We start from the raw sequence: 13581 nt of genomic DNA on the forward strand, positions 1-13581 counted from the left end.
TGGCTAGGCCGCCGCGTCCTCGAGGGCGGCGCGGAAGGCGACGATCGCCGGGCGGGTGACGCCGGCCTCGCGCGCGGAGGTGAAGATGGTGCGTCGCGGGAGGTCGGGCAGGTCGACGAGGCGGCAGCTGGCCGGCTCGCCCGCCCACTGGAGGTCGGGGATGAGGGCGACCGCGTTGCCGGACTCGATCAACCGGATCTGCGCCTGCAGGTCGGCGGTCTGGTAGCGGACGTCAGGCTCGAACCCCGCACGGCGGCACAACTGCTCGGCGAAGTGGCGTGACGCCGCTCCGCGCGGCTCCATCACCCAGGGGAGGTCGGCCGCATCCTCGATGCGCAGGACCGGGTGGATCTCGTTCGCGACCGGCGGGCACGCGAGTCGGATCGGGTCGGTGGCGAGTTGACGGCGGTCGAGTCCGGGGTGCCTCGGGGCGGCGTGGGCGGGGTACTGTTCCGCGACGACGACGTCGAAGTCGCGCGCCCAGGTCTCGGCCAGGGCGGTCTCCGGTTCGTGCTGCACCATCTCGACGCGGACGTCCGGGTGGTCGCGGCGCATGGCGCTGAGGGCCGCCGGCATGAGCGCGAGCGCCGCCGACTGGAAGACCGCGACACGGATGGTGCCCGACACGGTCGTGAGGGACGCCCCGAGGTCGGCCTCGGCGCGCTCGAGCGTGTCGAGGAGGGCGTCCGTGTGTCCCACGAGGATCTCGGCCTGCGGGGTGAGCTGCACCCGTCGACCGACCTTCCGCAGGAGCTCGACACCGGTCTCCTGCTCGAGGACGGAGAGCTGCTGCGACACGGAGGAGGGGCTGAAGTTGAGGGCTGCGGCGACCTCGGCGATCGTCCCGCGGATCTTGAGTTCGCGCAGCAGGCGGAGCCGTCGGACGTCCAGCACGGTGCCCTCCAAAACCATCGGCTCAACCGATGGATATCGTTCGAAAACCTTCGCTGTATCTTATTGGTCCGGACGCCGATACTGGCACCATGACCGACACTCTTGCATCGACGCAGCAGCTCGACCGCGACGCCCTCGCCACCGAGGCCATCGCCCTCGTCCGCCGCTGGCTCCGGACGGCCTCGACGATCCCCGCCGACGCCTCCGCGCAGCAGCTCGCCGGTGTGTTGAAGGACCCGACCGGCCTCGAGTTCACGGTCGGCTTCGTCGACGGCGTCGTGCGTCCAGAGGACCTCCGCGTCGCGGCCCGCACCCTGCAGACGATCGCCCCGAAGGTGCCCGCGTTCCTCCCCTGGTACTTGAAGGCCGCCGTCCGCTGCGGCGGTGCGTTCGCCCCGATCCTGCCCGGCGTCGTCATCCCGATCTCCCGCAAGGTGCTCCGCAACATGGTCGGCCACCTCGTCGTCGACGCCACCGACAAGAAGCTCGGCCCCGCGATCGCGAAGATCAAGACGCCCGGCACCCGGCTCAACGTCAACCTGCTCGGCGAGGCCGTCCTCGGTACAGGTGAGGCGGCACGTCGTCTCGAGGGCACCCACAAGCTGCTCGCGCGCCCCGACGTCGACTACGTGTCGATCAAGGTGTCGTCGACGGTCAGCCCCCACTCGGTCTGGGCGTTCGACGAAGCCGTGGAGCACGTCGTCACGAGCCTCACCCCGCTGTTCGAGCGTGCCGCTACAGCCAGCCCGAAGAAGTTCATCAACCTCGACATGGAGGAGTACAAGGACCTCGACCTCACCATCGCGGTCTTCACCAAGCTCCTCGACCTCCCGCAGTTCCGCGACCTCGAGGCCGGGATCGTGCTGCAGGCCTACCTGCCCGACGCCCTCTCCGCGATGATCCGTCTCCAGGAGTGGTCGGCCGGCCGCCGGGCCGCCGGTGGTGCCGGCATCAAGGTGCGCATCGTCAAGGGCGCCAACCTCCCCATGGAGCAGGTCGAGTCGTCACTCCACGACTGGCCGCTCGCCACCTGGTCCACCAAGCAGGACTCCGACACCAACTACAAGCGCGTCGTCGAGTACGCGCTGCACCCCGACCGCATCGACAACGTGCGCATCGGCGTCGCGGGCCACAACCTCTTCGACATCGCCTTCGCCTGGCTGCTCGCCAAGCAGCGTGGTGTCGAGCGCGGCGTCGAGTTCGAGATGCTGCTCGGCATGGCTCAGGGCCAGGCCGAGGCCGTGAAGCGCGACGTCGGCGAGCTCCTGCTCTACACGCCGGTCGTCCACCCGCAGGAGTTCGACGTCGCCATCGCGTACCTCATCCGCCGCCTGGAGGAGGGCGCGAGCCAGGACAACTTCATGTCCGCCGTGTTCGAGCTGAGCGAGAACGAGACCCTCTTCGCCCGTGAGGAGCAGCGGTTCCTCGCGTCCCTCGCCGAGCTGGACGCCACCGTCCCCGCGCCGAACCGGCGGCAGGACCGCACGAAGCCGGCCGAGGCCTCCCCGGTCGACGCGTTCGAGAACACCCCCGACACCGACCCCTCGCTCCCCGCGAACCGGGTCTGGGGACGCGACATCCTCACCCGCGTCACCGAGTCGCGGCTCGGGAACGACACCGTCGCCGCGTCCATCCTCGACAGCGTCGAAGCGCTCGACGCCGTCATCGACGGAGCGACCGCAGCCGGCGCGTCCTGGGGCTCGCTCTCCGGCGCCGAGCGTGCGGTCATCCTGCACCGCGCCGGCGACGTCCTCGAGCAGCGTCGTGCCGACCTCATGGAGGTCATGGCGTCGGAGACCGGCAAGACCCTCGACCAGTCCGACCCCGAGGTGTCCGAGGCGATCGACTTCGCCCACTACTACGCCGAGCGCGCCCGCGAGCTCGACCACGTGGACGGCGCGACGTTCACCCCCGCGAAGCTCACCGTCGTCACGCCGCCGTGGAACTTCCCCGTCGCCATTCCCGCCGGCTCGACCCTCGCGGCGCTCGCCGCCGGGTCGCCCGTCATCATCAAGCCTGCCCGTCAGGCTCGCCGCAGCGGCGCGGTCATGATCGAGGCGCTGTGGGAGGCCGGTGTGCCGCGCGAGGTGCTCCGCTTCGCGCAGCTGGCCGACAACTCGCTCGGTGAGCGCCTGATCGCCCACCCGGCGGTGGAGCGCGTCATCCTCACCGGTGGCTACGAGACGGCGGAGCTGTTCCGCTCCTTCCGCCCCGAGCTGCCGCTCCTCGCCGAGACGTCCGGCAAGAACGCGATCATCGTCACGCCGAGCGCCGACCTCGACCTCGCGGTGAAGGACGTCGTCGCGTCGGCCTTCGGTCACGCCGGTCAGAAGTGCTCGGCCGCGTCGCTCGTGATCCTCGTCGGGTCGGTCGCGTCCTCGCGCCGCTTCCGTCACCAGCTCGTCGACGCCGTCACGTCGCTCAAGGTCGGCTACCCGGTCGACCCGACCACGCAGATGGGGCCGATCATCGAGCCGGCGAAGGGCAAGCTGCTCGGCGGCCTGACGACGCTCGGCTCCGGTGAGTCGTGGCTGGTCGAGCCGAAGCAGCTCGACGACAGCGGCAAGCTGTGGAGCCCCGGCGTGCGTGCCGGCGTCGCCCGCGGCTCCGAGTACCACCTCACCGAGTACTTCGGCCCGATCCTCGGGATCATGACGGCCGAGACCCTCGAGGAGGCCATCGCCATCCAGAACGAGATCGACTACGGACTCACCGCCGGGTTGCACTCCCTGAACCCGGCCGAGCTGCGTCTCTGGCTCGACGGCATCCAGGCCGGCAACCTGTACGTGAACCGCGGCATCACCGGCGCGATCGTGCAGCGTCAGCCGTTCGGCGGTTGGAAGAAGTCCGCGGTCGGCGCGGGGACGAAGGCCGGTGGCCCGAACTACCTCATCGGCCTCGGCTCGTGGTCGAGCGCCGAAAGCACGGCTGAGCGCACCGTCGGTCGGTCGGCGGAGCGCCGTGGCCCGAAGCCCGCTGTCGCCTCGTTGCTGCGTGCCGCCGACGCGGTGCTCACCGCCGACGAGTTCGCGTTCCTGCGCCGGTCGGTCGCGAGCGACGCAGCTGCGTGGGCGGACGAGTTCGGGGTCGCGACGGACGTCTCGAAGCTGACCGCCGAGCGCAACGTGTTCCGGTACGTGCCGCGCGAGGTCCACGTGCGTCTCGTAGACGGCGGTTCGGTCGCGGAACTCCTCCGTGTCGTCGCCGCCGGTGCGACCGCGGGCGCGACCGTGCACGTGTCGTCCGCCGTCGCGCTGCCGCCGAAGCTCGTCCCGGCCGTCGAGGCCATCGCCGGTGGGATCACCGTCGAGAGCGAGGACCGCTGGTACGTCACCGCCGCCTCGCTCGTCGGGACGAAGTCCGGTGCGCGCGTCCGGATCATCGGTGGGACGACCGAGGGTGTCGCCCACGCGACCTCCGGCAGCCCCGACGTCGCGATCTACGCGGGCGACGTCACCGAGGCCGGCCGCATCGAGCTGCTGCCGTTCCTCCAGGAGCAGGCGGTCTCGATCACGGCGCACCGCTTCGGCACGCCGAACCACCTCTCGGACGACCTCATCTGACCCGAGCCCGCTCGGTTCGCAACTCAGGAACGCCCCGGCGTGTCATCCCGACACGCCGGGGCGTTCTGCGCGACGCGCCGGCGAAGCCGAACGTTGGCCAAGCGCAAGAACGGCGACACATGCGGGTCTTCACATTGAAGTATTTACTCGGGTAAACGACTGAAATATATTGTGTGAATCCGCCGAGGTTGTTCGGTCTTGGACAAGGCCGCGCCGCGGGTGTCGTCTGTGCTCATTGACGAGAGGAAGCATCGAATGAAAGTCCGCGCCTACCTGGCCACGTTGGCGATAGCTGCTCTGCTTTCCGGTGGGTCCGCTGTGCTCACTCCGAGCGACGCGAGTGCCGTGCCACTGATCTCCGAGGCGACGTCCGATGGGGGGTTTGCGATTCGTGGCACCGATGATGCTGTCCGCTCGATCATCCCCGACGGGAAGAACACCTCCTCCGTCAGCGGGATGAGCGCCAAGGTTTCGATGGAGCCTACGGATCGCATCGTCCTGAGCGCCGATGCGCGCCTCCTCGTACTCCAAGACCAGGATGGTGGGGTCTTGCTGAGTTCAGCGAACCCGACCCTGGAGCAGGGAACGGAGACAGTGCCGGCCAAGTTCGTCCTCGAGGACGGACACCTCATCGTCACCCCGATCGAGCACACCCCGAATCTCGCACGCGCAGCGTGCGCCTCATCGTTCTGGGGCAACCTGATCTTCAACATCGGGATAGCAGGGGTCTGCGCGATGCTCGATATCGCAACAGCTGGTCCGGGCGGAGTCGCGTGCACGATGGCAGTCATCGGCGCAAACTTGGGCATCGACTGGGATCGACCCTGCTAGGCGGCTGTGATGTCTCATTCCAGGAAACTGCGTTCGACCAGGATTGACTGGAAGAACATGCGACAGTTCGGCTGGTTCCTCGGCCTGCTTTGGGGGCTGACGGTTCTTGGCACCTTCGTCGGATTGCTGGTGCAAGCGCTGCTTGGTGCTCGTACTTGGTCAGACGTCCCAAGTGACATGGTTCCGGTGTTGCTCGGGACCTCGCTCGGCTACGGGCTGCTCTGGCTGGGGAGCAATATCGCAACCAGACGCCGCAAACATCCGCCGGAGTAGGGCTTCGTCTGCTCGGCTCGCGACCCAGGAACGCCCCGGCGTGTCATCCCGACACACCGGGGCGTTCTGCGCGACGCGCCGACATCCTCCTGAGTTGTGAACCTGTCTCAGGAGAACTCCGGCGGGTCGGGTGGGTGCGGGGGCGACGCGCCGGAGCTGTCCTGAGTTAGGTACGCGTGCGGAGACGAGGGTGGGCTAGCGGAGGGTGCCGTGGACGGCGAACTCGTCGATGCGGGCGAGTTCGGCGTCGTCGAAGTCCAGGCGGTGGATCGCCGCGTAGTTGCCCTCGAGCTGCTCGACCGAGCTGGCACCGATGATCGCCGACGTGACCGTGTCGCGACGCAGCACCCACGAGAGCGCCAGCTGCGCGAGCGTCTGGCCGCGTTCCTCGGCGATCGCCTGCAGGCCGCGGGCGCGTTGGAGGTAGGTGTCCGTGATCGACTCCTCGTTGAGGAAGTGGCTCGTCGCCGCACGCGAGTCCGACGGAACGGTCCCACCGAGGTAGCGGTCGGTCAGCATGCCCTGCGCGAGCGGGCTGAACACGACGGCACCGAGACCGAGGTCGTCGAGGGTGTCGAGCAGGCCGTCCTCGACCTCGCGGGAGAACATCGAGTAGCGCGGCTGGTGCACGAGCAGCGGGACGCCGTGCTCACGAAGCGCGGCCGCCGCGGCGATGGTCTGCTCGGGGGAGTAGTTCGAGATGCCGGCGTACAGCGCCTTGCCCTGCTTGACCGCCGTCGCGAGCGCACCCATCGTCTCCTCGATCGGCGTCTCCGGGTCGGGGCGGTGCGAGTAGAAGACGTCGACGTACTCGACGCCGATACGGCCGAGGCTCTGGTCGAGCGATGACAGCATGGTCTTGCGCGAGCCCCACTCGCCGTAGGGCCCCTGCCACATGTAGTAGCCGGCCTTCGAGGTGATGACGATCTCGTCACGGTGGGCCGCGAGGTCCTCCGCGAAGATGCGGCCGAAGGCGGTCTCGGCGGAACCCGCGGGTGGGCCGTAGTTGTTGGCGAGGTCGAAGTGGGTGATCCCGAGGTCGAAGGCGCGGCGCACGATGGCCCGCTGGACCTCGATGCTGCGGCCTTCGCCGAAGTTGTGCCAGAGACCGAGGGATAGCGCGGGGAGGCGCAGTCCGCTGCGGCCGACGCGGCGGTAGGTCATGTCGTCGTAACGGGTTTCGGCTGCTTCGTAGGGCATGGTCTGCGCTTTCATCGTCGAATCGTCGTGGTGCCTGAGGCAAGCGTACCGTGATCGTTCACGGTGGAGTCGGTGCAGCGTCGAGTAGCGTGAGCACGTGTCGTCCACGTCGCTCCCGTCCGCCGAAGGGCCCGCGCCTCACCCGCGCTCCGGGTGCGGTGTCGCGATCGTCCGCGAGGGTCGGATCCTCCTACTCGAGCGCCTCCGCGAGCCCGAGGCCGGATCCTGGGGCATCCCCGGCGGGAAGGTCGACTGGATGGAGCGCCTCGAGGACGCCGTCCGCCGGGAGGCGATGGAGGAGACCGGGCTCGACCTCGGCTCGATCGAACTGCTGTGCGTCGTCGACCATTTCGAGGAGGCACTGCATCAGCACTGGATCTCGCCGGTGTACCTCGCGGCGGACACCGTCGGCGAGCCAGAACTCCGAGAGCCGGAGAAGCACGGCGGTCTCCGGTGGTTCCCGCTCGACGCGTTGCCGGAACGGGTGACCGTGTCCACGGTGGCGGCGGTCGAAGCGATCGCGCGGCCTCGCGGATCCAGACGCCCGGACGGCGCCGACTCGTAGACTCGGGCGCGTGACCGATCACCCGTCGTCCGACGCCCGCAACGACTTCATCACCTTCGACGCGCTCCGGGCGGAGGCCGTCGAGCAGCCGGTCCGACGTGGAGCGGGCGCATGGGGCTTCTTCGGCACGGTGGCGATCGTGATCGGCGCCCTGTTGATCCCGGTCGCGCTCGTCAGCACCTGGGCGGACACGATGCTCCGCGACACCGACGCGTTCGTCGACACCCTCGCCCCGCTGGCCACGGACCCGGCCGTCCAAGCCTTCGTGGGAGAGCAGGCACTCGCCGTGCTGGAGAGTCAGGTCGACCTCGATGCGGCGGCTGCAGCGCCGGCCGACCTCGCAGCGACCCTCGCGCTCCCGCCAGCGATCTCGGAGGTGCTCGGCGCGATCGGTGGCGACACCGCGGATGCGCTGCGCGAGGTCCTCCGCCGGAACGTCGCCGAGTTCGCGGCCTCGCCCGCGTTCGCGACCGCCTGGACCGAAGCCCTCCGCGTCACGCATGAGCAGCTCGTCGCGGGCGTCTCCGGTTCCCGAGGCGCCGTCATCGACGTCTCGGCGGAGCAGGGCCTGGGTGTGCAGTTGGGACCGATCGTCTCCGCGACCCGCACGTGGCTGGTCGACGCGGGGTTCGGCTTCGCGGCCGTCATCCCGGACGTCGACCGCGTGGTCGACGTCGTCCCGGCAGCGCAGGTCGCGCCGGTGCTCGATGGTATCCGCGTGATCGAGACGGCGGCTGGTTGGTCGCCCTGGCTCGCGATCGGGCTCCTCGTCCTCGGGGTGATCCTGCTCTGGCTGGGGCGCCGCAACCCGAGCCGGACCGTCGCCGGAGCCGCGATCGGCATGCTGCTCGCGGCGGGCCTGACGCTCATCCTGCTCGGCGCTGCTCGGCTCGCCCTCGTGTTCGCGGTGTCGGTCGCGATCCCCGGTGGCGTCGGGGATGCGGCGGCGTCACTGCTGCTGGGCCCACCCACCGATGCAGCCTGGTCCGTGCTCTGGGTGTCGCTCGTCGTGGCGGTGCTCGCCTTCGTCAGCGCCGCGTTGCGGCTCCCCGAGCGCATCGCACAGGGCGTCCGGGCGGCGCGCCGTCCGCTGTCGGGCACGAACGCCTAAGCATCGGTCGCCGATCCGTCGGCATGGATCGCCCGGCTCGTCCGCGGTGCGGCGAGTCTCCGATGCCACGGCACCTCCACGAGCGTGTGGAGCAGCCACGACGCGGCGAGGATCGAGCCGAACCAGGCCAGGATGATCGGGGCTCTGAGCAGGAGCGGCATGCCGTCGACGGCGCTCGGCGTGATCGCCTTCGCCAGCAGGATGAGCACGAAGACGTGCACGAGGTACGTGGAGAACGAGAGTCGCCCCAGGAAGCGCGCGGGGCGACTGCGCAGCACCGCGGTGGAGCGCGGACTCGCGACCGCCAGGCCTCCGACGATGATCCCCGCGAAGGTGATCGCGGCCCAGGCTCGTGGGGCTCCCGGTTCGAGTGCGATCGCCGCCACCACCAGACCGACGGCACCTCCCGCAGCGACCCACGCCGCTCGTCGGGTGACCGGGAGGGCTGCCGTCCACTCCGCCACACAGATGCCGAGCGCGAAACAGCACAGCACCCGGAGCGCCGGGGGCGCCATGCCGTTCATGGCCGACGGGGCGACCGCGGCGGCGATCGTCGTCGTGGAGACGAGCCCGACAGAGAGGGCGATCATCGGGCCCGGGCCGCGCATCCGACCGCGGAAGGCGAGGGCGAACACCGGGAACAGGATGAACGCGAGGAACTGGGCCGACAGCGACCAGGCGGGTGGGTTCCACCAGAGTGCGTCGCCGAACCACGCGCGGGTGAGGGTGAGCTCGGCGATGAGGCCGATGGGCGGGAAAGCCCCGTCGTCCGCTGCGATACCGACCACCGCCCCGCCGACGCAGAGCATCACGAAGGCGAGGAGCATGGCCACGTGTGCCGGGTAGAGGCGCGCCACGCGGTTCCGGAGGTAGCGACCGTAGGCGGGCCAGTTCCAGCGCCGATCCAGGTAGGCCCGGGCGATCGTGTACCCGCTCAGGACGAAGAAGACGTCCACGGCGAGTCCGGTGTGGGCCATCGGCGCGAGCCACGAGAGCTCGGGCAGCACGGAGAACAGCCAGTCCGCGGAGTGCGAGAAGACGACCCACCAGGCGGCGATGGCGCGGGCACCGGCGAAGGCGGTGTGGTCGACGCGGGGTGCCGTTCGGCGGTTGCGTCGGCGGTGTCCGGTCGCGCGGTTCTCCGGTGACGGCATGGTGCTCCTGGATGATCGGACGGCGATGGTCACGCCGGACTTCAACTCTAAGATGCTTCTGTACCTCATGGTTCTGTACTGTGTGGTTTGTGGACAGGACATCACGACGGGGCGGAACAGTTCGGTGGCGGACGACCGGGGCGGAACCCGAGCCGGTCCCGGAACCCGAACCGACGGCCGCCGAGCCCGAGCCCGACCGCGAGGCTCCGTCGTCACCATCCGACCCCGCGCCGTCGGCGCCGACCGGGAGTGCGGACCCCCAGGCCGCCCCGTCCGTCGAACTCGTACTCGAGGGTCCCGGGATCGACCCGACCGGCGCCTCCGTCAGCACCACCGCGGTCCTCGCCTGGTTCGCGGCCGTCCCGTCCGGCAGCACGGTGATCGTCCGCGGCGGCGACGTCATCGCTGTGGACGCGACGATCAGGATCGACCGTCGCGTCCACCTCCGCGGGCGCGGCGAGCTGCGGTTCGTCGGAGGTGTCGAGGCGGCCCCGGCGCTGAAGCTCATCGTGTCGGGCAGCTCGGTGACCGGTGTCCGGGTCAGCTACGCGGGCCCGCCGGCGTCGAGCACGGGTGAGCGCAACACCGGGATCAGCATCTGGGCGAGCGACGTCCTGATCGACGGCGTCACCGTCGACGGGTTCCAGAACGGCATCGCGGTGCAACCATCAGGCGAGTTCGAGGGCGTCGTCATCTCCGCGTGCCATGTCCTGAACGTCGTCGGCTCGGGCGGGGGCCGAGGCTCCACCTCGTCCGCGGGCGAGGATCGCGGCGACGGTATCACCGTCTGGGGTGCGCGTTCGGCGGTCGTCGGCAACATCGTCTCGGCCGCCCCCGGCATCGACGCACGGGTCGGCATCCACGCCGAGAACCTGCCCGACTTCGCGGTCGATCCCGGGTCCTGGGCCGACTCGATGGTCACGATCGAGGGCAACGTCGTCACCGGGCCGTTCCGCCGGTCCATCGCCGTGGAGGGCATGGCCCACGCCGTCGTGACCGGCAACACCGTGTCCGACGCGACCTGGTGGGGTCTCGCCGTCATCGACACCCGATCGGTCACCCTGGTCGCGAACACGGTGCGCTGGACGCGGACGGCCGACGACGACCAGGGGTCCGCCTGGGGACCGAAGCGCTGCCCGGTGATGATCTACCGCGACGCGCAGGGAACCGTGGTCTCCGGGAACGTCATCGAGATCCGCGGCGTCGCGGCAGCGGGCATCATGGCTCAGGCGGCGACACCGCCCCGCGGTTCGACCACCGTCATCGGTGCCGTCGACGCGCTCATCACCGACAACGTGGTCCGCATCGCCGGCGGCACCTGCCCGATCGGGATCGCGCTCGATCGGACGAGACAACCCGTCGTCTCAGGCAACCGCGTCGCCATCACGCTCGCATCGGGCTCGGTGGGCGGTGTCGTGTCGTATCTCGCCGAGGATGCGGTGGTATCCGACAACTCCATCACCGGGGCCGCCACCTCCAACGGGTTCGGGGTGCTCCATCAGGGTGCCGGCTCGATCGTGGTCATCGGGAACCGCATCGACCGCATCCGGGTGGCGGTCGCCGTGAGTAACTGCACCGGTGGCGCGACGATCATCGGCAACACCGCGCGCGAGTGCGAGTACGGCCTCGACACCTTCGGCACGACCGGGCATTCGGTGGTGCAGGGCAATCGCTGGGAGACGAGCAACACGGCGCACGCGAACGCGCAGCCGAACACGAGCTACCTCTCCACGCGCCACATGGGGCTCGCGCGGCCGTACGGCGGCCGGTCCGGCGACATCCTCGTGGGGAACGGGCGGTTGTGGGTGAACGATCAGGGCACCTGGCGGTCGACGACCCTCAGTTGAACCGTCGGGCGGGCGCTCGGGAATCGAGCGCCCGCCCGACGCGGCGTGAGAGCCGCATCAGCTGCGCGGTGCGTGCGCCGTGTCGGACCCGCCGGCGACGGCTGCCTCGTCGATCGCCGACTGCTCCTCGCCACCGCGGAACTGCGTGCGGTAGAGCTCGGCGTACGCGCCGTCGACCTCGAGGAGCTGCGCGTGCGAGCCCTGTTCGACGATCCGTCCGTTCTCCATCACGAGGATCGTGTCCGCGTCGCGGATGGTCGACAAGCGGTGGGCGATGACGAACGAGGTGCGGTCGGACCGCAGTGCCGCCATCGCGTGCTGCACCAGCAGCTCGGTCCGCGTGTCGACGGAGGACGTCGCCTCGTCGAGGATGAGCAGCTTCGGCTTCGCGATGAACGCGCGGGCGATCGTGATGAGCTGGCGCTCACCGGCCGAGACGCTGCCGCCATCCGCGTCGAGGACGGTGTCGTAGCCGTCGGGCAGCTGGCGCACGAAGCGGTCGACCATCGTCGCCTCAGCGGCCTCGACGACCTCAGCGTCGCTCGCGTCGAGTCGGCCGTATCGGATGTTCTCGCGGATCGTCCCCTCGAACAGCCACGCGTCCTGCAGCACCATCCCGACCTGCGACCGCAGCTCGGCGCGCGTCAGGGCGGTGATGTCGACGCCGTCGAGCAAGATGCGACCACCCGTGAGCTCGTAGAACCGCATGACGAGGTTCACGAGGGTCGTCTTGCCGGCCCCGGTCGGGCCGACGATCGCGACGGTCTGTCCCGGCTGCGCGGAGAAGGAGAGGTCCTCGATGAGCGGCTTCTCGGGGTCGTAGCTGAAGGAGACACCGTCGAACTCGACGTGGCCGTCGGTGTGCTCGGGCAGGTGTGCGTCCGCCGTCTCCGGGTCCTGTTCCTCGGCGTCGAGCAGCTCGAAGGTGCGTTCGGCGGAGGCGACACCCGACTGCAGCTGATTCGCCATGCCGGCGATCTGGCTGAGCGGCTGCGAGAACTCACGCGAGTACTGGATGAACGCGGTCGCGTCGCCGAGGGTCATCTGGCCGGAAGCGACCCGGAGGCCGCCCACGACGGCGATGAGCACGTAGGACAGGTACGACACGAAGGTCATCGCGGGCATGATCATGCCGGACACGAACTGCGCGCCGAACGCCGCCGTGTAGAGCTTCTCGTTGCGCTCGTCGAACTCGGCGAGCATCTCCTTGTCGCGACCGAAGACCCGCACGAGCTCGAGGCCCGAGAACGACTCCTCGATGTGCCCGTTGAGCGAGCCGGTGTTCTTCCACTGCGCGGTGAAGAGCTTCTGCGAGCGGGAGCCGATGACCCCGGCGATCAGCGCGGACAGCGGCAAGGCGATCAGCGCGATGAGTGCGAGCTGCCACGACACGATGAACATCATCGCCGTGATGCCGAGCACCGTGAGGGCCGACTGTACGAGTTGCGAGAACGCCTGTTGGAGGGCGGTCTGGATGTTGTCGACGTCGTTCGTGACGCGCGACATGAGGTCGCCGCGCTGACGGGTGTCGAAGTAGCTCAGCGGAAGGCGGTTGAGCTTGCGCTCGATGTCGCGGCGGAGCGTGTAGACCACGCGCATGACGAGCCCGTTGAGGATGTACCCCTGCGCCCAGTTGAGGATCGACGCGACGATGTACATGCCGAGCACGATGATGATCAGGCGGCCCAGCAGGGTGAAGTCGATGCCCTGACCCGGGGTGATGTCCGACTTCTCGAGCATGTCGGCGTACTGGTCGTTGCCTGATGCGCGTGCCTGGTCGACGACCTGGTCGAGTGTCGCGCCGGCCGGGAGCTGCGAGCCCATCACGCCGTTGAAGATCGCGTCCATCGCGAGACCGAGGATCTTCGGGGCGATGACCGTGAGCACGACCGAGAGCACGACGAGCCCGACCACGATGCTCATCTTGACCTTCTCGGGGCGAGGAGACCGACGAGTCGCTTCGCGGAGGGCCAGAACTGCTCGGCCTTCTTCGACGGGGTGCCGCCGAACATGTCGCCGTCGGACTCACCCGGGGTGAACTCCGGTGCGAGCGCCTCCTCCTCGACCGCGTTCAGCTCGGGAGCCTGGGCGGTGTCCTTCGAGGCGCCGGAGGAGCGCTTGTCACGTGGTGAACGGGCCATGG

9 protein-coding genes and 1 pseudogene are annotated in these 13581 nt (G+C 69.5%); 6 read left to right on the forward strand and 4 right to left on the reverse strand.

Going from position 1 to position 13581, the window contains the following annotated elements:
- Nucleotides 1–3 precede the first annotated feature (3 nt).
- Nucleotides 4–894 carry a LysR family transcriptional regulator gene (locus FGL15_RS09295; protein WP_138945818.1) on the reverse strand — a complete coding sequence of 297 codons (891 nt, stop codon included), beginning with the start codon at nucleotides 892–894 and terminating at the stop codon, nucleotides 4–6.
- Nucleotides 895–983: 89 nt separating this feature from the next.
- On the opposite strand from FGL15_RS09295, the gene FGL15_RS09300 reads away from it, so the two are divergent.
- From FGL15_RS09300 to FGL15_RS09310, 3 genes are all read left to right on the forward strand, one after another.
- Nucleotides 984–4457, forward strand: a complete 3474-nt coding sequence (locus FGL15_RS09300) for a bifunctional proline dehydrogenase/L-glutamate gamma-semialdehyde dehydrogenase (protein ID WP_138945819.1) — start codon at nucleotides 984–986, stop codon at nucleotides 4455–4457.
- Nucleotides 4458–4712: 255 nt separating this feature from the next.
- The gene (locus FGL15_RS09305) at nucleotides 4713–5288 is read left to right on the forward strand and encodes a hypothetical protein (protein ID WP_138945820.1); all 576 of its coding nucleotides are present in this window, start codon (nucleotides 4713–4715) and stop codon (nucleotides 5286–5288) included.
- Between the two features lie 9 nt (nucleotides 5289–5297).
- On the forward strand, nucleotides 5298–5561 hold the full coding sequence (locus FGL15_RS09310) for a hypothetical protein (protein ID WP_138945821.1): 264 nt from the start codon (nucleotides 5298–5300) through the stop codon (nucleotides 5559–5561).
- A 195-nt stretch (nucleotides 5562–5756) separates the two neighbouring features.
- Here FGL15_RS09310 and FGL15_RS09315 read toward each other — a convergent pair whose 3' ends face one another.
- Nucleotides 5757–6761, reverse strand: coding sequence for an aldo/keto reductase (locus tag FGL15_RS09315; RefSeq protein ID WP_138947258.1), 1005 nt, complete (start codon nucleotides 6759–6761; stop codon nucleotides 5757–5759).
- Nucleotides 6762–6858: 97 nt separating this feature from the next.
- Here FGL15_RS09315 and FGL15_RS09320 point away from each other — a divergent pair, with 97 nt between their 5' ends.
- Together FGL15_RS09320 and FGL15_RS09325 are read left to right on the forward strand one after the other, a co-directional pair.
- On the forward strand, nucleotides 6859–7326 hold the full coding sequence (locus tag FGL15_RS09320; protein ID WP_138945822.1) for an NUDIX domain-containing protein: 468 nt from the start codon (nucleotides 6859–6861) through the stop codon (nucleotides 7324–7326).
- A gap of 10 nt (nucleotides 7327–7336) precedes the next feature.
- A complete protein-coding gene (locus FGL15_RS09325; RefSeq protein ID WP_138945823.1) occupies nucleotides 7337–8437 on the forward strand; it encodes a hypothetical protein in 1101 nt (366 codons plus the stop codon).
- Here FGL15_RS09325 and FGL15_RS09330 read toward each other — a convergent pair.
- Nucleotides 8434–9591: an acyltransferase gene (locus FGL15_RS09330; RefSeq protein ID WP_168223361.1), complete on the reverse strand. Its 1158-nt coding sequence runs from the start codon at nucleotides 9589–9591 to the stop codon at nucleotides 8434–8436. The genes FGL15_RS09325 and FGL15_RS09330 overlap by 4 nt on opposite strands.
- An 89-nt stretch (nucleotides 9592–9680) precedes the next feature.
- Between FGL15_RS09330 and FGL15_RS09335 the strand changes: the two genes are divergently transcribed.
- A complete protein-coding gene (locus tag FGL15_RS09335; RefSeq protein WP_138945825.1) occupies nucleotides 9681–11438 on the forward strand; it encodes a right-handed parallel beta-helix repeat-containing protein in 1758 nt (585 codons plus the stop codon).
- Between the two features lie 57 nt (nucleotides 11439–11495).
- Here the strand turns inward: FGL15_RS09335 and FGL15_RS09340 are convergent.
- A pseudogene (locus tag FGL15_RS09340) lies at nucleotides 11496–13579 on the reverse strand (ABC transporter ATP-binding protein).
- Between the last annotated feature and the right edge of the window lie 2 nt (nucleotides 13580–13581).

Source organism: Plantibacter sp. M259 (genome assembly GCF_006065115.1).
GTDB classification, from domain to species: domain Bacteria; phylum Actinomycetota; class Actinomycetes; order Actinomycetales; family Microbacteriaceae; genus Plantibacter; species Plantibacter auratus.

What these genes read in the sequence shown, in the direction of transcription:
- FGL15_RS09300 (WP_138945819.1), top strand. Translation starts at nt 984, where the DNA reads ATGACCGACACTCTTGCATCGACGCAGCAGCTCGACCGCGACGCCCTC.
- FGL15_RS09305 (WP_138945820.1), top strand. Translation starts at nt 4,713, where the DNA reads ATGAAAGTCCGCGCCTACCTGGCCACGTTGGCGATAGCTGCTCTGCTT.
- FGL15_RS09310 (WP_138945821.1), top strand. Translation starts at nt 5,298, where the DNA reads ATGTCTCATTCCAGGAAACTGCGTTCGACCAGGATTGACTGGAAGAAC.
- FGL15_RS09315 (WP_138947258.1), bottom strand. Translation starts at nt 6,761, where the DNA reads ATGCCCTACGAAGCAGCCGAAACCCGTTACGACGACATGACCTACCGC.
- FGL15_RS09330 (WP_168223361.1), bottom strand. Translation starts at nt 9,591, where the DNA reads ATGCCGTCACCGGAGAACCGCGCGACCGGACACCGCCGACGCAACCGC.